This is a genomic window from Streptomyces lacaronensis (genome assembly GCF_047337785.1).
Taxonomy (GTDB): Bacteria; Actinomycetota; Actinomycetes; order Streptomycetales; family Streptomycetaceae; genus Streptomyces; species Streptomyces lycopersici.
The window spans coordinates 4,557,010-4,574,005 of the sequence record NZ_JBLHDK010000003.1 but is presented as its reverse complement, the minus strand read 5'-3'; the positions used below and the strand labels follow the sequence as shown (position 1 = coordinate 4,574,005).

Below are 16,996 nucleotides of genomic sequence, written 5' to 3'. Positions count from 1 at the left end.
GGAGAGACCGGCCTTGGGGAACGTCATTTCGTCAGGATCGCGCTCGCGACAACCTCGAAGAGGCGATCGGCGCGCGACGCGAGCGAGGGCTGGTCGCCGAGCCATGCGAGCGCCGCGATCAGCGCGAAGAGATCGGTGCCATCGATGTCTGTCCGCGCCATGCCCGCGGCCTGGGCGCGGGCGAGGAGCCGCGCGCCGGCTGCGCGCAGGGTGACGCACGAAGCGTGGAGTGCGGATTCGGTGTCCTCGATGGCGGCTGCCATCAGCACGGTCACGCCCCGATACTCAGTTGTCCACGCGACGCAGTCGCGCAGCCACGAAGCGAGAGCGTCTTCGGGCGAGCTCGACGTTTCGAGCTCGTGCGCCTTTGTCGTCAGCTCGTCGAAGCTCGTGTGAAGCAGGGCCTCCAGCAGCGCCTCGCGCGTCGGAAAGTGGCGGAGCAGCGTCGCGAGCCCCACCTCGGCCTTGCGTGCGATGTCGCGCAGCGACGCGTCGACGCCCTGCTCGGCGATGACGGTGCCCGCGACTGCGAGCAGGTGGTCACGGTTCTTCCTGGCGTCGGCCCGCATCTGTCCCCCTTGACTATCCGGACCAGTGGTCCATATATTCGGATCAGTGGTTCGGAAATATGGACCACTGATCCGATCAGCGTATCCCGCGCGGCGGGGCAGGAGAAAATGATGTTGACACGCACGATGAGGGCGATCCGGCTGCACGAGTTCGGCGGCCCCGAGGTGCTGCGTTATGAGGAGGCGCCGGTTCCAGAACCGGCGCCGGGTGAGGTGCTCATCCGCGTGCACGCGGTCGGCATCAACCCTCCCGACTGGTACGCACGCGAGGGAATGCCCGACGTACCTCCGGAGCTCAAGCCCCCGTTCCAGCTCCCCCTGATACCAGGGACCGACGTCTCGGGCGTCGTGGCAGCCGTCGCCGCCGACGTCAGCGGCTTCGCGGCCGGAGACGAGGTGATCGGCCTGCTGCGCTTCCCCATCGCTCTTCAGGGCGGCGCGTACGCCGAGTACGTCACCGCGCCGGCGTCCGACCTCGCCCGCAAGCCGGCCGCCATCGATCATGTGCACGCGGCCGGGCTGCCCATGTCGGGGTTGACGGCGTGGCAGTTCCTGATCGAGCTCGGGCATGACCATCCCTCGCCGTTCCAAGAGGCCCGGCACCGCCCGATGGCACTCGACAGCGAGACCACGGTGCTCATCAACGGCGCCGCCGGTGGCGTGGGGCACCTCGCTCTCCAGCTGGCCAAGTGGAAGGGGGCCCGCGTCATCGCCGTGGCCTCCGGGGCCCACGAGGCGTTCCTGCGCGAGCTCGGCGCCGACGAGTTCATCGACTACACCAAGGAGCGGCCCGAGGAGGTCGCCCGTGACGTCGATCTCGTCCTGGACACCGTCGGAGGCCCCGACAGCAGGCGCTTCCTGCGCACCCTCAAGCGCGGCGGATCCCTCTACCCGGTCTACTTCGGCGAGTTCGACGACGAGGAGAACGCGAGGCTGGGCGTCACGGTCACGGCCACCCAGGTCCGCTCGAGCGGTGCGCAACTCGCCGAACTGGGCCTCCTGCTCCACGCGGGCACGGTTCGCGTCGCGGTGGACAGCACGTTCCCGCTCGCGGACGCCCGAGCGGCGCACGAACGCGCCGCCCGAGGGCATATCCAAGGCAAGATCGTGCTCACGGTCGCCTAGGAACGAGTCGCCTAGGAACGAGCCGTACGGACGCGGACGCGTGGCGAAGGCGGGGGCATCGCTCCTCGGGAGGGGTCCCGGCGGTCCCGAGGAGGATGGGCGGCCCGTAGCCGAGGAGAACGTAAGGAAGTTCCGCCATGACCCCCGTGCAAGTCGACTGGCTGTCCATCGTGCTCGGCCCCCTCGCCCTCATCGCGCTGGCGTTCGCCTTCTCCGCGCAGCGCTCGGCGGTCAAGCGGGGCGAATCCATGCCTGGCTGGGGCAAGGCCGCGCAGGGCGTGGGCATCGCCTTTGTGCTGTTCGTGGCGCTGTCCAACATGATGTGGGGTACCTGAGGCCGTGGCGGCCGGCCTTCAGACCCGCTGGACGGCCACCCGCTTGCCCCGGCCGCCGAGCCGGTCGAGCAAATGCCGAATGTCGTCGGGGCCGGAGGTGGCGATCGTCGCCTCCCGCCGCGCGGCGAGCACCGCGACTGCTCCGTCCACCGGGTCGGACGTCCCCGCTCGGGCCGGCAATGTCGTACGGCGACCGCTACTGGGCCTGGGCCACGGCCGCTCCCACGGCCGTCTACGGCCCCGTCCCGGAGCCCTGACGGCCGCGAGCCCGGCTGCCGGGTCACCAGGGGCGCGGGACCACCTCGGCGCCCACCGGCTGGAGGGCGAGGGCCGGGCGGGGGTGGACGCGGTCCGGGGTGGTCAGCTCCAGCCGGAAGCGGCGCCAGATGTCGGCCACCAGGTGGACCGTCTCGGTGGTGGCCACGGCGGCTCCCACGCAGACGCGGGGGCCGAGTCCGAAGGGGAAGTACGAGCCGCGCGGTACCGAGGAGGGGCCGCCGCCCAGCCAGCGCTCGGGGCGGAACGCCTCGGCCTCCTCCCAGAAGCGCGGATCGCGGTGGGCCACCCACTGGCTGACGGTGACGGTGGTCCCGGCGGGGATGAGATAGCCGCCGAAGTCGAGGTCTTCCCGCGCGTCCCGGCTGGTCAGCCAGACCGGGGGGTAGAGGCGCAGCGCCTCGCGGACGACGGCGTGGGTGTAGGGCAGGGCCTCCATCCGGGCGAGCCCGGCGGGGGTGGTGGCGAAGGCGGCGTCGGCCTCGGCCCGCACCCGCTCGGCGATCCGGGGGTGCCGGGCCAGCAGGACGCTCGTCCAGACCACCGCGTCATTGGTGGTCTCGAAACCCGCCATGATCAAGGTGGCCAGCTCGTCCCGGAGTTCCTCCGGTGAGGGGGCGGGAGTGCCGTGGACGAGGGCGTGCAGCACGGGGGCGCGCTCCGGGTCGTTCGCGGCGGGGGAGGCGGCCAGGGCGCGCAGGGTGCGGTCGATGCGGGTCATCGAGCGGCGGATGCGCAGCTTGCGCGGGGTCGGCACCCACTCGGGCAGCAGGACCGGCGAGGTCGACAGGTCCATGATGGGCGCCACCAGCCGGGCCACTTCGGCGGTGTCCCGGTCGCTGAACTCGTCCCCGAACATCAGCTGGGTGACCAGCCGCAGGGTCACCACGGCGATGTCGTCCTGGAGCGTACGGGCCTGGCCGGGCCGCCAGGTGCCCAGCAGCTTCCCGCCCTGGGCGTCCACGATTTCGGCCGCCCTGGTGGACAGCGACCGCCCGAACGCCGGTTGCAGCCGGTGACGTTTGGCCTTCCACCGGTCGCCGTCGCTGTTCATGGTGGAGTGCGGGAAGCCCTGCCGCCGCGAGCCGCGCCGGGTGTCCGCGCTGGCCTTGGAGAACAGGGAGTCCCGGTCGACCAGCATCTTCTCCACGTCGCCGGGATCGGTCAGCAGCACGTTGTTCTCGCCGAGCCGGACCACGTCGCCGTAGCGGCGCGAACAGTCGGTCAGAAAGCCCAGCGGATCGGAGGAGAAGGCGTGCAGATTGCCGAGGTACTTGTCCCCGGAGGGGCCCGGCAGGTCGGTGCGGTAAGGAGCGGCGGTCATGGACGTCCCCCTCGGATCGTGGCCGACGGCGGTGGCCGCGGCATCGCCGCCGCGGCCACCGCCCGCTCACCCGCGCCGGTTTAGTAGTACGAGTACGGCAGCGTGAGACGGTCCTTACGAGTAAGCCGGGCGAAGAGCGCTCCGGTGAGGATCAGCTTGCGCATGGCGAACACCTCCCTCTCGTTGGGGGCCGGACGCAGTGGAGTCACTGTTCCGACATGCGCTAGACAGTAAATATCCGCTACAGAACTATCAAGAGTTGACATTTTCCATCAGGAGGTAGTGGATCGTTTAATTCCTTTTACCTGGGGGGTTATCCGCGTTCACCAGTTATCGAAAGCCGCGTCATTGGGCGGGTTCGCTTATGATCGCGACGTGTCGGAGAACGACCTTCAGCGCATCATCGACTTCCGGATCTCCTTCGCCCGTCGACAGGCCGGTGAAGTGCGGGAGGTGCCGGGCGGTTTCCTGGTGCTGCACCGGGAGTACGCACGCTCCCATGAGCACAATCAGCTGCATATCACCGGGCCCGCCGACCCCGAGGGGCTGCCCGCGCTCGCCGATGAGGCCATGGCCTTCCTGCCGCACCGCCGGATCACGGTCCATGACGAGGCCCTGGGTCTGCTCTGTGTGCCCGCGCTCGAACGGGCCGGGTACACCCATGTCACCGAGGTGCTGATGGTCCACACCGGGCCGGTGCCGGAGGCCGGGGCGGCCGATGTGGTGGAGCGGGAGCTGGGGCCGTATCCGCACGGGCTGCTGCGGCGGGCGGTGACGGCACAGCAGTGGCGGTGGATGCCGGACGCGGACGAGAAGACCGTGCACGACCTCGTGGAGCGGCGCACCGCCCGGCGGGCCGGGGCCGAGGAGGTGCTCTTCCTCGCCGCCCACGACGACAGCGGCGAGATCGCCTCCTGGGCCGATCTGTATCTGGAGCCCGCCGCCGGAGTCGCCCAGATCGAGGAGGTGGCGACCGCCGAGCCGTATCTGCGCCGCGGCTACGCCGGCGCCGTCCTGGCCGACGCGCTGCGCCGCGCGGCCGCCGCGGGGTGCGCGCTGCGGTTCCTCGTCGCCGACCAGGACGACTGGCCGCTGCGCTGGTACGGCCGCCGCGGGTTCACCGCCGTCGGGCGGGTGCATTCCTTCTCGCGGTTCTGAGGCCTGGTTTCAGCTTGTCACGGCTCCTTGCGCGGCAGGGCCTCCGACTCCGCCGCGATCAGCGCCGGGTCCAGCACCACGTCCTCCTCGCGGGCCTCCAGCGTCGGGTCCTCGGGGAAGTGACAGGCGGACAGGTGGCCCTCGCGGTTGCCGTCCAGGCGGATGAGCGGAGGCTCCTCCCGCGCGCATTTGTCCTGGGCCTTCCAGCAGCGGGTGCGGAAGCGGCAGCCGGAGGGCGGGTTGATGGGGGAAGGGACGTCCCCGGCGAGCCGGATGCGCTCCCTGCGGGTGTTCGCCACGGCGTCCGGGCCGTCCGAGGCCTCCTCGGCCATCACCACCGCCGCGTCCGGCACCGCGGACAGCAGGGCGTGGGTGTACGGGTGGCGGGGGCGGCGGTAGATGGACTCGCGGTCGCCCACCTCGACCACCTTGCCCAGGTACATCACGGCGACGCGCTGCGAGAAGTGGCGTACGACGGCGAGGTCATGGGCGATGAACAGGAAGGCGATGCCCAGCTCCCGCTGGAGCTTCTGGAGCAGATTGACGACCTGCGCCTGGATGGAGACGTCCAGTGCCGAGACCGGTTCGTCGGCCACGATCAGCTTGGGCTCCAGGGCGAGCGCGCGGGCCACCCCGATGCGCTGGCGCTGGCCGCCGGAGAACTCGTGCGGGAAGCGGTTGTAGTGCTCGGGGTTGAGGCCCACGATCTCCAGCAGTTCGCGCACCCGGGTCTCCCGGCCGCCCGGCGGATCGATGCCGTTGATCTCCATGGGGCCGGAGATGATGGTGCCGACGGTCTGCCGGGGGTTCAGCGAGGAGTACGGATCCTGGAAGATCATCTGGATCTCGGAGCGGATCGGGGCGAGCTCCTTGCGGCCCGCGTGGGTGATGTCCCGGCCCCGGTAGGTGATCGTGCCGCTGGTGGGTTCCAGCAGCCGGGTCAGCAGCCGGCCCGTGGTGGACTTGCCGCAGCCGGACTCGCCGACCAACCCGAAGCTCTCCCCGGCGTGCACGGTCAGATCGACCCCGTCCACCGCCTGTACGGCCCCGACCTTCCGCCGATACGGAAAGCCGCCCATGATCGGGAAGTGTTTGGTCAGCTTCTCGGTGACCAGGAGGGGTTCGGGCGTGCCCGACTCGATGCTCATGCGTCAGCGCTCCTAAGCCCTGGTCCCTAGCCCAGCCGGGGCTTGATCTGCTCGGTGAAGAGGGTCTGTTTCCGCTCGGCGCTCAGATGGCAGGCCGCGCCGCGGCCGTCCGGCAGCGACGGCCGCTCGGTGGCGCAGCGGTCGCCCTCCACCTGGTCGGTGTAGCTGCACCGCGGGTGGAAGGGGCAGCCCGGCGGGGGGCTGAGCAGGCTCGGCGGGGAGCCGGGTATGGGGCTCAGCGGCTCGTCCACGGCGGAGGTCAGCCGCGGCATGGAGCCCAGCAGTCCCCAGGTGTACGGGTGCTGGGGCGCCCGCAGCACCTCGCGGACCGTACCGCGCTCCACGGCCCGGCCCGCGTACATCACCAGCAGGTCGTCGGCGGTGTTGGCCACCACGCCCAGGTCATGGGTGATGAGGATGATCGCGGAGCCGAACTCCTGCTGGAGGTCCTTCAGCAGATCCAGGATCTGGGCCTGCACGGTGACGTCGAGCGCGGTGGTCGGCTCGTCGGCGATCAGCAGATCGGGGTCGCAGACCAGCGACATCGCGATCATCGCGCGCTGCCGCATCCCGCCGGAGAACTGGTGCGGATAGTCGTCCACCCGCAGCCGCGGGTTGGGGATGCCGACCTTCTGAAGCATCTGGATCGCCCGGGAGCGGGCCTCGCTCTTGGAGGCGCCGGTGTGCTTGCGGTACGGCTCGGCTATCTGGCGGCCCACCGTGTAGTACGGCGACAGGGCGGTCAGCGGGTCCTGGAAGATCATCGCCATGGTGTTGCCGCGCAGCCGCTCCAGGGTGCGCTCGGGCGCGCCGGTCAGCTCCTGCCCGTCCAGCAGGATCTCGCCGCTGACGGTGGTGGTGCGCGGGTCGTGCAGGCCCAGCACGGTGAGGTTGGTGACGGACTTCCCGGAGCCGGACTCGCCCACGATGCCGAGCGTCCGGCCGCGTTCGAGGTCGAAGGAGAGGCCGTCGACGGCCTTGACGATCCCGTCCTCGGTGGAGAACCGGACGTACAGATCGCGTACGGACAGGAAGGCGCCGTCGCCGGGGGCCGGTGGCGGCGTCGCGCCGTCGTCGGGCTTGGTGAGTGTGGTCATCTCGGCAGCTCCGGGTCTGTCAGGCGAGGCGCACGCGCGGGTCGATGAAGGCGTAGGCGGCGTCGACCAGGATGTTGAACACCACGATGGCCGCGGAGCTGACCAGCATCACGCCCATCAGCATCGGCAGATCGGTGAGCTGGACGGATTCCACCGCCAGCCGTCCGATGCCGTGCAGGGTGAAGGTGTACTCGGTGACCATGGCCCCGCCGAGGAGCGATCCGAGGTCGATGCCGAAGATGGTGACGATGGGGGCGATGGCGCCGCGCCAGGCGTAGCGGAAGAAGACCGTACGGCTGGAGAGCCCCTTGGCCCTCGCCGTGCGGACATGGTCCTCCTGCAACTGCTCGACCATCTGGGAGCGGGTCATCCGGCTGTAGTTGGCCATGAAGATCAGCGAGAGCACCACCCAGGGCAGCAGCATCCCGCTGAACCACTTCGCCGGATTGTCGGTGAAGGGGTAGTAGGCGGGCTGGTCCATGATCCCCAGCCCGCTGACGAACCAGGCCAGGGCGAGTACCCCGACGAAGTAGATCTGCATCGAGGCGCCGAGCAGCGACAGCGAGCTGAAGAACTTGTCGATCCAGGTGCCGCGCCGCCAGGCCGCGATCATGCCGATGCCGATCCCGCAGACCAGGAAGACGGCGGCGCCGCCGAGGGCGAGCGAGAGGGTGGTCGGGAAGCGGTCGACGATGGTGCCCCAGACCGGCTCCTGGCTGACGAAGGAGTAGCCGAAGCAGGGTGCGTCGCAGTGCCCCACGGCGAAGTCCCGACCGGCGAAGATCCCCACCATGAACTTCCAGTACTGGACCGGCACCGGCTGGTCCAGGCCCAGATTCTTGTTGATCATGGCGAGCGAGGTGGGATCGCAGTTCTTGCCGCAGGCGAGCCGGGCCGGTTCGGCGGGCAGGGCGAAGAACAGGAAGAACGTGATCGCGCTGATCAGGATCAGGATCACGATCGCGCCGAGGGACCGGCGGGCGAGGAATCTCAACATGACGTCGGTGATCTTCCGCTAGGGTTCCCGGCCGCGTCCGCCGGAGCGGACGCGGCCGGGCGCTGCGCTGCCTGGGTGCGGCCGGGGCTACTTGATGAAGACGGCCGTCGGGTCCACGGCGCCGTAGACCGAGTTGAACTTCACTCCGCCCAGCCCTGAGCCCCAGAGGGTGAACAGCCGGTTGTAGAAGGTCGGGACGGCGGGGATCTCATCGGTGAGGATCTTCTCGCTGAGCTTGATCCACTCCGAGGTGGCCCGGCTCAGATCGCTGACCTTGGTCACCTTGCCGATCTCGTCGTTGACCGACGGGACGTTGAGGTGCGAGTAGTTCGCGGAGTCGTCGTAGACGTTGTCGCCGCCGTACACCGGCGGAACCACGGTCGAGGCGGACGGCCAGTCGGCTCCCCACGAGGACCGGTACAGATCGAACTTGTTCTTGACCTTTCCGATCTGCGTGTAATAGGTCGACTGGTCGATCTCCTTCTTCTGCACCTTGAAGCCGGCCCGCTCCAGGGCCCGCTCGACGACCACCGAGGCGTCCTGGTGGGTGTCGCCGTTGCCGTAGGCGTAGACGAGCTCGTAGTTCTCCTTGCCCGCCTCCTTCAGCAGTTCCCTGGCCTTCTTGGCGTTGCCGCCGGGGTACTTCTTCTTCTGGAACGGGTCGAACTCGGGGTCGTAGCCCTTGAGCGTGGGGCCGACCAGCCCGCCGCCGATCTCACCGGCCTTCGGACCGCCGAACTGCTGGAGGTACTGACCGCTGGGGAAGGCCCAGGCGATCGCCTCGCGCACCTTCTTGTCCTTGACCCGATCAACGTTGATCGAAACGACATCCACATAGGGCTGCGTTTCGGTCAGCGACCGGGACATCGCCTCCTTGTCCTTGAGGACCGTGGAGATCTGCGACGGGTCGACCGCGTTGGTCCACGTCATCCCGTTCCGGTCGGCGCCCTTGTTCGCCTGGAGCCGGCGGGTGGAGTCCACCCACTGGTGGCCGAAGGAGACGTCGAACTTCTCGACGTACTGATGGCGTATCGAGTCGGTCTTGGGGTCCCACTGGTCGTTCTTGACGAACTGGACGCTCTTGCCCGGCTTGAAGTTCTGGATCTTGTACGGACCGGAGGCCAGCGGGGCCTTGTCGTACTTCTCCTTGGTGTCCTTGCCCGGCGGCACCGCCCCGATGTTGGGCATGGCGACCGCGAACGGCACCTCGGCGCGCGGCTGGTCGAAGTGGAAGACGATGGTCTTGTCGTCCGGGGTGTCCAGCACCGACTTGGGCAGGTGCTTGCCCTTGTAGGGGCCGTCCGGAAGCGCCTTGCGGTACTTCTGGCCCTCCCCGGAGAGCCACTGCTGCAGATAGGTCGGGCCGGCGGCCTCGAACGGCGCGTAGAGCCGCTCGATGGCGTGCCGGACGTCCTTGGAGGTGATGGGCGAGCCGTCCTCGTACTTCAGCCCGTCCTTGAGGGTGTACGTCCAGGTGCGGCCGCCGTCGGAGGACTTGCCGGTGTCGGTGGCGAGGTCGCCGACCAGCTTGGCCTTGCCCGTCTTGTCGTCGAACTGGTAGTTCGTCAGCGTCCGGTTGAAGAGGGTCTGCATGATCAGCTCATCGCTGACATAGATCTGCCCCGGGTCCAGATGCTCGAAGGCGTCCCGCTGCAGCACCGTGACGGTGCCGCCCTTCTTGGCGCCCGGCAGGTCCTTGGCCGGTCCGGTGGAGTCGGCGGCGGTGCCGAGGGTGATGTCCTGGGACTCCATCTTGGGCTCGTTCGAATCCTTGGGGTTCGAGCCACCGCCACCGCTGCTGCACCCCGCGAGCGCCAGGGCCCCCACGGCCAGGGCGACGGCGTAGGTACGGGCTCTGCGACTGTTCTTGGGCGTCATCGTGGTCACTGCACCTGCCTCATCGGACGGAAGACTTGCCGTTCACTGCCTTGGGCCCGCCGGCCCCCGGTCACCGCGTGGTCTTGGGGTCCATCGCGTCCCGGACCGAGTCCCCGAGCAGGTTGAAGGCGACCACGAAGACCACCATGGCGATGCCGGGGAAGAACATGTAGGTGATGTCGCCCTCGTAGAAGTTCGCGCCCTTGGCGAACATCCGGCCCCAGTCGGGGGTCGGCTCCACCACGCCGACGCCGAGGAAGGACAGCGCCGCCTCCGTCGTCACGAAGTTCGGCAGCATCAGCGTGGACTGCACCAGGATGGGCGTGACGAGGTTGGGCAGCAGCTCCTTGCGGACGATCCGCCACGGCGAGGCGCCGGTCACCCTGGCCGCCTCGACGAATTCACGCTCCCTCAGGGAGAGCACCTGGCCGCGCAGCAGCCGGGCCAGCTGCATCCAGCCCAGCAGCCACAACACCATCACCAGGGCCGTCACCCGGAAATAGGTGGGCGTCTCCTTCTGCGGGCTGACGAACAGCGCGGTGACCACCGGCATGAAGGCGACGAAGAACAGCTGCTGCGGAAAGGACAGCAGCAGATCGATGAGGCGGCCGAGGAAGTAGTCGGTGCGGCCGCCCGTATAGCCCGCCACCACGCCGATCACGATGCCGGTGAGCGTGGACAGCACGGTCGCGGCCAGCCCGATCAGCAGGGAGGTGCGGATGCCGTAGACGAGCTGGGTCAGCACATCGCGGCCCAGCTTGGGCTCGATGCCGAACCAGAACTCGCCGTCGACGCCGCCGTTGGGCTTCATCGGATAGCCGGTGAGGGGGTCCAGCAGCTCGGGCCGGTCCAGTCCGTACGTGGTGTACGGATCCTTGCCGTACAGCCAGGCGATCACCGGCGCCAGTACGGCGACGGCGAAGAAGAAGACCACCACGCACGCGGAGATCACACCGGTGCGGTCGCGTCTGAAGCGCCGCCACATCAGCTGGCGGGGCGCCAGACCGGCCGGCGCCTCGCCCTCCGTGCCGCCCGGTGCGGTCTTCTCGACCACGCCGGTCTGGGATGGACTCGTCATCGCGTAGCGTCCCCCCGCACTGGTGTCACACCGTCAACTCACGTTGTCTATGCGCGTCATGTCGCCGCCCGCTCGCCAGGGTGGTGCATGCGTGTCGGGTTGAGCGGACTTTCGCAATCGGGGAACGGCACAGTCAAGGGTCCGGGAAGGGTGGATGTGCCGCTCATTCGAAGCTTGAGCGAAGATTTGGCAGATCGAGGTCCAGGCGTGCTTGACAGAGATCCCCCATGGGGGACAAAGCATGGACTATGGGCAGGAAACGCGTTAACACACAGGCAACTCATCTGTCGCAACACCGATATACGGACGCGCCAGGCTGAACTGCGTACGGCCGTGCGGGTGCCGTGGACCGGCCGGGGCGCGACATGCCGCCCCGGCCGGTCGCACCACTCCGGGGGCTCGGCCGACCGTGTCCCCCAGCGGTCTCCGGATGGTCACGATCCGCATTTTTCTTCTACGATCGGTATTTTTCTTCGGCTCGCGACGGTTGCCCGGGGTGCGAGGCGGGGGAGACCTACGGCTATGGGGCAGGGACGGATACTCAACAGCGGAGCGCGCGTCTTCGGGGCGCTCGTCTGCGCGGTTCTCGGGCTGATCTCGCTGGGATGGATCATCCACGACCTGGACAAGGCCGATGAGGCGAACCATCTGTGGTGGACCTGGGCGGGGCTGCCGTTCCGGGCCACCGGAGGGATCTTCGGCTCGTCCCTGCTCGACCTCGCGCTGCTGCTGGTCTACGCGGTCGTCGGGATCACCGCCCTGCGCTCACCGGCCGCCGCGGGCGCGCTCGGCACGGTCGCGGTGGTGACCGTCGCGGTGCGCCTGCCCAGCCTGTGGAACCTGAACTCCGACTGGCTCCAGGGCATCCCCGGCGATCTGAAGACCCGGGCGAATGCCAGCGCCTGGGCGCAGGTGGTGCTCGCGGGGCTGCTGTTGGCCGTCGTGGCCGCCGCACGCCGCCCCGCCGACCTGGCCGCCCCGGCCGGGCAGCCGGTCTCGCCCGCCGACCGGCCGCCGGGCCGCCCCTCGCCCGGGGCGGCGGTCGTCGGCGCGCTGTTCCTGGGCGCCATCGGGGTCGTCATCGCCGCCTGGCAGATCTACTGGGCCCAGGAGCGCGGCTGGGAGATCTACAAGTACCTGCTCACCGGCAAGCACACGTTGCCCACCCTGCTGTCGGCGCCCGGTGCCTGGGTCGCGTGGGCGGCGGTGGCGCTGTCCCTGGCCGGGGCGGCCGCCGCGCTCGCGCGCGCCCCGCTGGCGCGCCCGCTGGGGATGGTGGCGGCGGCCCTGGTCACGGTCACGGGGATCAGCGAGGCATCGCTCTACATCAAGCTGGACTACGTGGACCACCTCAGCGATCTGCCGACAGTGGGCGTGCTCAGCGTGCTCACCGGTTTCTTCGAGGCGATCGCGGGGCTGATCGCCCTGATCGTGCTGGCGCGGCGGGGCATGGAGGAGGGCGCCGCGGGCGCCGGGGACCTCGGAGGCGGCCCGGCGTACGGCGGCGGCTACGGCGGCTACGGCGGGGGTTACGACGGCCAGGGGCCCGGGAGCCATGGGGACGGCTCCGGGGCCGGGGGCTACGGCAGCGGCTATGGCGGTGGGGGCTACGGCGGCGGTTACGCCCCGCCGCCGCCCGCCACTCCGCCGCTGGTGCCCCCGCCGCCCGGCACCCCGCCCGCCACGCCCCCGCCGCCGTCCGCGCCTCCGGCGCCGCCGCCGGGCTGGTGACGGCGGTTCGGTGGCGCCCCGAAGGGGCGCGGGGAACTGCGCGACCAGCCACGACGGCGCCGCGGACGGTCGACGGCAGGTCAGGGCACTTCCAGCGGAGCGCTACCGCAGCCCGAGGGACCGCTTGAGGAAGTCCACCTGGAGCAGGAGCAGATTCTCCGCGACCTGCTCCTGCGGGGTCATATGGGTCACCCCGGACAGCGGCAGCACCTCATGCGGACGGCCCGCGGCCAGCAGCGCCGAGGAGAGCCGCAGGGTGTGCGCGGCCACCACGTTGTCGTCCGCCAGACCGTGGATGATCATCATCGGGCGTGCGGTGTCGGCCGCGCCGGACAGGCCCTCGTCGGTCATCAGCGCGTTGGCGGCGTAGACCTCGGGCTGTTCGTCCGGCAGGCCCAGATACCGCTCGGTGTAGTGGGTGTCGTACAGCCGCCAGTCCGTCACCGGGGCGCCCACCACGCCCGCGTGGAAGACATCGGGGCGGCGCAGCACCGCCAGCGCGGCCAGATAGCCGCCGTAGGACCAGCCGCGGATGGCCACCCGGCCGAGGTCCAGCGGATAGCGCCCGGCGAGCGCCGTCACCGCCTCGACCTGGTCCTCCAGCGTGACCGCGGCCAGGTCGTCGCGCACCGCCTTCTCCCAGGCGGGGGAGCGGCCGGGGGTGCCGCGGCCGTCCGCGACGACCACCGCGAAGCCCTGGTCGGCGAACCACTGCGAGGTGAGATGGGCGTTGTGCGAGGCGACCACCCGCTGGCCGTGCGGGCCGCCGTAGGGGTCCATCAGGACCGGCAGCGGTCCGTCGCCCTCCTGATAGCCGCTGGGCAGCAGCACGGCGCACGGGATGTCCCGCTTGCCCGCGAAGACGAGCTCGGGGCGGGCGGTGATGACCGGCCGCTCCGCGTACGCGTCGAGCTCGGCCAGGCGCTCGGCCGCGCCGTGGTCGGCGGGCCGGAGGAGCTCCACGCTCACCCCGGGCCGCTCAAGACCCGTGTACGACAGCGCGATCACCTCACCGCCGCGCACGGCGGAGTGGACCGCGGGGAAGGGCCGCTTGCCGACCGGCTCCCAGCCGCCCTGGTCGCCGCTGCCCCGGAACCAGGCGCGGTGGACGGCGATCTCGCCGGGCCGCTCGGGCAGCGGCGCACCGGCCCCGGTGGAGGCGGAGAACAGCACGTCGTCCGTGCCGATGTCGAGGACGGCGCGAACCTGGAGGGCGCTGGAGGTCAGTTTGCGGTCGCCGACCATCAGGACCCGGGCGCCCCCTTCGTCCGCGATCCGGACGAGTCGTCCATCTTCGGTCCAGGCCGGTACCCCGGGGAAAAGATCCAGCCAAACCGCGTCCTCGTCCACATGGACCGTGCTGGTCCGGCCGGTGTCGGTGTCCACGGCCAGGTAGAGCTGGCTGCGCTGGTCCCTGGCCTGGACCAGAAGCAGCGGCGGACCGTAGGCCGACCAATGCACCCGCGCGAGGTACGGATAGCGCTCCCGGTCCCACTCGATCTCCGTACGGGAGCCGTCCAGACCGAGCAGAACCAGCCGCACCTCCGCGTTGGCGGTGCCCGCGGCGGGATAGGCCACCTCCGTGGGCTCCTGGCCGGGGTGGGCGGGGTCGGCGATCCACCAGCGCCGTACAGGGGACTCGTCGGCCCGGGCGGCCAGCAGGGCGTCGCTCCGCGGCGACCACCAGAAGCCCCGGGAGCGGTCCATCTCCTCGGCCGCGATGAACTCCGCGAGGCCGTAGGTGACGGAGTCCCCCTCCGGCTCCGCGAGCGCCCGGTCCCCCGCGCCGTCCGCGCCGGTGACCCGCAGCGCCCCGCCCGCCGCGTAGGCGATGTGGCGGCCGTCGGGCGAGGGGCGCGGGTCCACGACCGGGCCGGGGACGCGCAGCTCGCGGGTGGTGCCCGTGGGCAGGTCCGTGGTGAACAGCCGTCCGGAGAGGGCGAAGGCGGCCCGCTCGACCGCGGTGTCCACCGCGTAGCCGACCACCCCGGCCGACCCCTCGCGGCTGCGCTCGCGCCGCGCCCGCTCCTCGGCGGACAGCTCCTCGTCGGCGCCGCCGAGCAGCTCGGCCGGGTCGGCGGCGGGGTACTCGCGCCGCCCGGCGAGGTCGTACACCCACAGCAGGCCGGTGCGGTCGGTGCCCGAGCGGGAGCGCAGGAAGGCGACGCGTGAATCGTCGGGGGCCACGGCGAGGGCCCGCGGTGTCCCGAGGGTGAAACGTTGGGTGCGCGCGTGCTGCCGTGGGAACGAGAGCTGTCCGGTCATAGGGGGAGCGTACGGCTGTCGGATCATCGCGAGGGAGGGTACGGATCGGTAGGCCGGGTGGGCGTTGCCCCCGGCACGGTCCGGCCGGGACCGCGCGGGTGCCAAGCGGCCCCGGACGACGGCGAGATGGCGCATAACCAACGAGAAGTCGCCCCCTGAGCCGGGAAGTTCGTGCGATCAGGCATGCGCCCCTGTCATGCTCCCGTGCACCGAGTCGTGTGCGCAGCGCCATAGTTATGATCGATTGCGCATAGTGGGTAGCCCCCCTGTGGCATCAATATGTTGTCCGTCCGAGTGCGTGTACCTGGAGGTGAGCCGCTGTGGCGCTCTCGATCTCGATGTCAGTGCTGCTGCTGATCATCGTCTTCATGCTCGTGAACAAGGCAGGACTGAAGGCGGTTCATGCGATCGTCTGCGTCCTCCTCGGCTTCTACCTGGCCAGTTCCTCGGTCGCTCCGACGATCGACGACCTCACCACCAATGTGGCGGACATGATCGGCGGCGTGAAGATCTGACCACCGAGCGGGGCCGGGGCGTGCGACCCATGGGCACGTGTGTGCGAATCGTAGGCTGTGCCCATGACCGTTCTTCCCGCCCGTCGTCTGCTGCTGGTGCACGCACATCCGGACGACGAGTCGATCAATAACGGCGCGACCATGGCGAAATATGCCGCCGAGGGCGCACACGTCACCCTGGTGACCTGCACCCTCGGTGAGGAGGGCGAGGTCATTCCGCCTGCCCTCGCGCATCTCGCCGCCGACCGCGACGACGCGCTCGGCCCGCACCGGATCGGCGAACTCGCCGCCGCCATGGCCGCCTTGGGGGTCGAGGACCATCGCTTCCTGGGCGGGCCCGGCCGCTATCGCGACTCCGGGATGATGGGCGCCCCGCAGAACGACCGGCCGGACTGCTTCTGGCAGGCCGACCTGGACGAGGCCGCCGGACATCTGGTGGCCGTGGTCCGCGAGATCCGGCCACAGGTCCTTGTGGCGTACGACACCAATGGGGGCTACGGTCACCCCGATCACATCCAGGCGCACCGCGTGGCGATGCGCGCCGTGGAGCTGGCCGCCGATCCCGGCTTCCGCCCCGATCTCGGCGAGCCGCACGACATCGCGAAGGTCTACTGGAACTGCGTGCCGCGCTCGGCCGTCGAGGAGGGCTTCGCCCGGCTGCGGGCCGAGGGCCGTGACTCCCTCTTCCCCGGCGTCGCCACGGTGGACGACGTCCCCGGGGTCGTGGACGACGCGGACGTCACCGCGTTCGTCGACGGTGTCCCCCACGCCGGGGCGAAGGCCGCGGCGATGCGCGCCCACGCCAGCCAGATCGCGGTGGACGGGCCCTTCTTCGCGCTCTCCAACGAACTGGTCCAGCCGATGTTCCTCCACGAGCACTACCGGCTCGTCAAGGGCGAGGCCGGGGCGGAGCGCGAGGACGACCTGTTCGCGGGGGTGACGGCATGACGGCCCCGCGCCTGGGCGGATACGCCCTGCTCGCCGTGGCCGGGGTTCTGGTGGGCGCCGCGGGCGCGCTGGTCCAAGCGGCGTGGTTCCCCGGCGGGTTGCTGCTCGCGCTGCTCGCGGTCGCTGGCCTGTGCTACGGCGGGGTCAAGGCCATGGGCGCCCGGATGGGCGGCGGAGTGCCCGCGGGCGCCTGGACGGTGGCCGTGTTGCTGCTCACTTCCTCCCGTCCGGAAGGGGATTTTCTTTTCGGCGCCGGGCTGGGGTCGTACGCTTTCCTCCTCGGCGGGATGTTCATCGGTGTGATGTGTGCCACGCTGCCTTTGGTGCCGCAACCTCCTGGCCCGCCGGTCCGACTTGGTAAGTGACGTGACGTTTTTGGCACGACGTCCCCGGCACTCGGAGGCCCTTCGGACACACGGCGAAGGGTGCGCCTCGGGCGTACCGGATGCGGTGATCCGGCGGCCGTCAAGTGCGCGTCCGCACCGCCCAGTATGGTGGTGCCGCCGCCGAGCCGCCCGCGCGAGGTCTGACGGGCGGCGGAGCTAACTGGGA

At 70.3% G+C, this 16,996-nt stretch carries 17 protein-coding genes; 7 read left to right on the top strand and 10 right to left on the bottom strand.

Going from position 1 to position 16,996, the window contains the following annotated elements; genetic code table 11:
• Positions 1-23 precede the first annotated feature (23 nt).
• Positions 24-569 carry a TetR/AcrR family transcriptional regulator gene (locus ACMTAK_RS19285; RefSeq protein WP_413807367.1) on the bottom strand — a complete coding sequence of 182 codons (546 nt, stop codon included), beginning with the start codon at positions 567-569 and terminating at the stop codon, positions 24-26.
• A gap of 111 nt (positions 570-680) precedes the next feature.
• Between ACMTAK_RS19285 and ACMTAK_RS19280 the strand changes: the two genes are divergently transcribed.
• Both ACMTAK_RS19280 and ACMTAK_RS19275 read left to right on the top strand, forming a co-directional pair.
• Positions 681-1,694: an NADP-dependent oxidoreductase gene (locus tag ACMTAK_RS19280; protein ID WP_413812934.1), complete on the top strand. Its 1,014-nt coding sequence runs from the start codon at positions 681-683 to the stop codon at positions 1,692-1,694.
• Positions 1,695-1,831: 137 nt separating this feature from the next.
• Positions 1,832-2,029 carry a hypothetical protein gene (locus ACMTAK_RS19275; protein WP_020868650.1) on the top strand — a complete coding sequence of 66 codons (198 nt, stop codon included), beginning with the start codon at positions 1,832-1,834 and terminating at the stop codon, positions 2,027-2,029.
• 18 nt (positions 2,030-2,047) lie between these two features.
• Here ACMTAK_RS19275 and ACMTAK_RS19270 read toward each other — a convergent pair whose 3' ends face one another.
• The 3 genes from ACMTAK_RS19270 to ACMTAK_RS19260 form a co-directional block, all read right to left on the bottom strand.
• Positions 2,048-2,179 (bottom strand): hypothetical protein, encoded by a 132-nt coding sequence (locus ACMTAK_RS19270; RefSeq protein ID WP_413807366.1) that lies wholly within the window; start codon positions 2,177-2,179, stop codon positions 2,048-2,050.
• A gap of 130 nt (positions 2,180-2,309) precedes the next feature.
• Positions 2,310-3,629 (bottom strand): cytochrome P450, encoded by a 1,320-nt coding sequence (locus ACMTAK_RS19265; RefSeq protein ID WP_413807365.1) that lies wholly within the window; start codon positions 3,627-3,629, stop codon positions 2,310-2,312.
• A gap of 80 nt (positions 3,630-3,709) precedes the next feature.
• The gene (locus tag ACMTAK_RS19260; RefSeq protein ID WP_247616614.1) at positions 3,710-3,838 is read right to left on the bottom strand and encodes a cittilin family RiPP precursor; all 129 of its coding nucleotides are present in this window, start codon (positions 3,836-3,838) and stop codon (positions 3,710-3,712) included.
• A 166-nt stretch (positions 3,839-4,004) separates the two neighbouring features.
• Between ACMTAK_RS19260 and ACMTAK_RS19255 the strand changes: the two genes are divergently transcribed.
• Positions 4,005-4,787 (top strand): GNAT family N-acetyltransferase, encoded by a 783-nt coding sequence (locus ACMTAK_RS19255; protein ID WP_413807364.1) that lies wholly within the window; start codon positions 4,005-4,007, stop codon positions 4,785-4,787.
• A gap of 17 nt (positions 4,788-4,804) precedes the next feature.
• On the opposite strand, the gene ACMTAK_RS19250 is transcribed toward ACMTAK_RS19255, so the two are convergent.
• The 5 genes from ACMTAK_RS19250 to ACMTAK_RS19230 all read right to left on the bottom strand — a co-directional run bounded on the left by ACMTAK_RS19250 (position 4,805) and on the right by ACMTAK_RS19230 (position 10,985).
• Positions 4,805-5,935 carry an ABC transporter ATP-binding protein gene (locus tag ACMTAK_RS19250; protein ID WP_413807363.1) on the bottom strand — a complete coding sequence of 377 codons (1,131 nt, stop codon included), beginning with the start codon at positions 5,933-5,935 and terminating at the stop codon, positions 4,805-4,807.
• 26 nt (positions 5,936-5,961) lie between these two features.
• Positions 5,962-7,032 (bottom strand): ABC transporter ATP-binding protein, encoded by a 1,071-nt coding sequence (locus ACMTAK_RS19245; protein WP_413807362.1) that lies wholly within the window; start codon positions 7,030-7,032, stop codon positions 5,962-5,964.
• Between the two features lie 19 nt (positions 7,033-7,051).
• Positions 7,052-8,029 carry an ABC transporter permease gene (locus ACMTAK_RS19240; protein ID WP_413807361.1) on the bottom strand — a complete coding sequence of 326 codons (978 nt, stop codon included), beginning with the start codon at positions 8,027-8,029 and terminating at the stop codon, positions 7,052-7,054.
• 87 nt (positions 8,030-8,116) lie between these two features.
• Positions 8,117-9,907 (bottom strand): ABC transporter substrate-binding protein, encoded by a 1,791-nt coding sequence (locus ACMTAK_RS19235; RefSeq protein WP_413812933.1) that lies wholly within the window; start codon positions 9,905-9,907, stop codon positions 8,117-8,119.
• A 70-nt stretch (positions 9,908-9,977) separates the two neighbouring features.
• A complete protein-coding gene (locus ACMTAK_RS19230) occupies positions 9,978-10,985 on the bottom strand; it encodes an ABC transporter permease (RefSeq protein ID WP_413807360.1) in 1,008 nt (335 codons plus the stop codon).
• Between the two features lie 522 nt (positions 10,986-11,507).
• Here ACMTAK_RS19230 and ACMTAK_RS19225 point away from each other — a divergent pair.
• Complete coding sequence (locus ACMTAK_RS19225; RefSeq protein WP_413807359.1) at positions 11,508-12,716, top strand: hypothetical protein; 1,209 nt, start codon at positions 11,508-11,510, stop codon at positions 12,714-12,716.
• 102 nt (positions 12,717-12,818) lie between these two features.
• On the opposite strand, the gene ACMTAK_RS19220 is transcribed toward ACMTAK_RS19225, so the two are convergent.
• A complete protein-coding gene (locus tag ACMTAK_RS19220) occupies positions 12,819-14,981 on the bottom strand; it encodes a S9 family peptidase (protein WP_413807358.1) in 2,163 nt (720 codons plus the stop codon).
• Positions 14,982-15,301: 320 nt separating this feature from the next.
• Between ACMTAK_RS19220 and ACMTAK_RS19215 the strand changes: the two genes are divergently transcribed.
• The 3 genes from ACMTAK_RS19215 (at position 15,302) to ACMTAK_RS19205 (ending at position 16,809) form a co-directional block, all read left to right on the top strand.
• The gene (locus ACMTAK_RS19215; RefSeq protein ID WP_037952186.1) at positions 15,302-15,496 is read left to right on the top strand and encodes a hypothetical protein; all 195 of its coding nucleotides are present in this window, start codon (positions 15,302-15,304) and stop codon (positions 15,494-15,496) included.
• A gap of 63 nt (positions 15,497-15,559) precedes the next feature.
• Complete coding sequence (gene mshB, locus ACMTAK_RS19210) at positions 15,560-16,444, top strand: N-acetyl-1-D-myo-inositol-2-amino-2-deoxy-alpha-D-glucopyranoside deacetylase (protein ID WP_413807357.1); 885 nt, start codon at positions 15,560-15,562, stop codon at positions 16,442-16,444.
• Complete coding sequence (locus ACMTAK_RS19205) at positions 16,441-16,809, top strand: DUF6113 family protein (protein ID WP_044570320.1); 369 nt, start codon at positions 16,441-16,443, stop codon at positions 16,807-16,809. The genes mshB and ACMTAK_RS19205 overlap by 4 nt, the downstream gene beginning before the upstream one ends.
• The last annotated feature ends 187 nt before the right edge of the window (positions 16,810-16,996 follow it).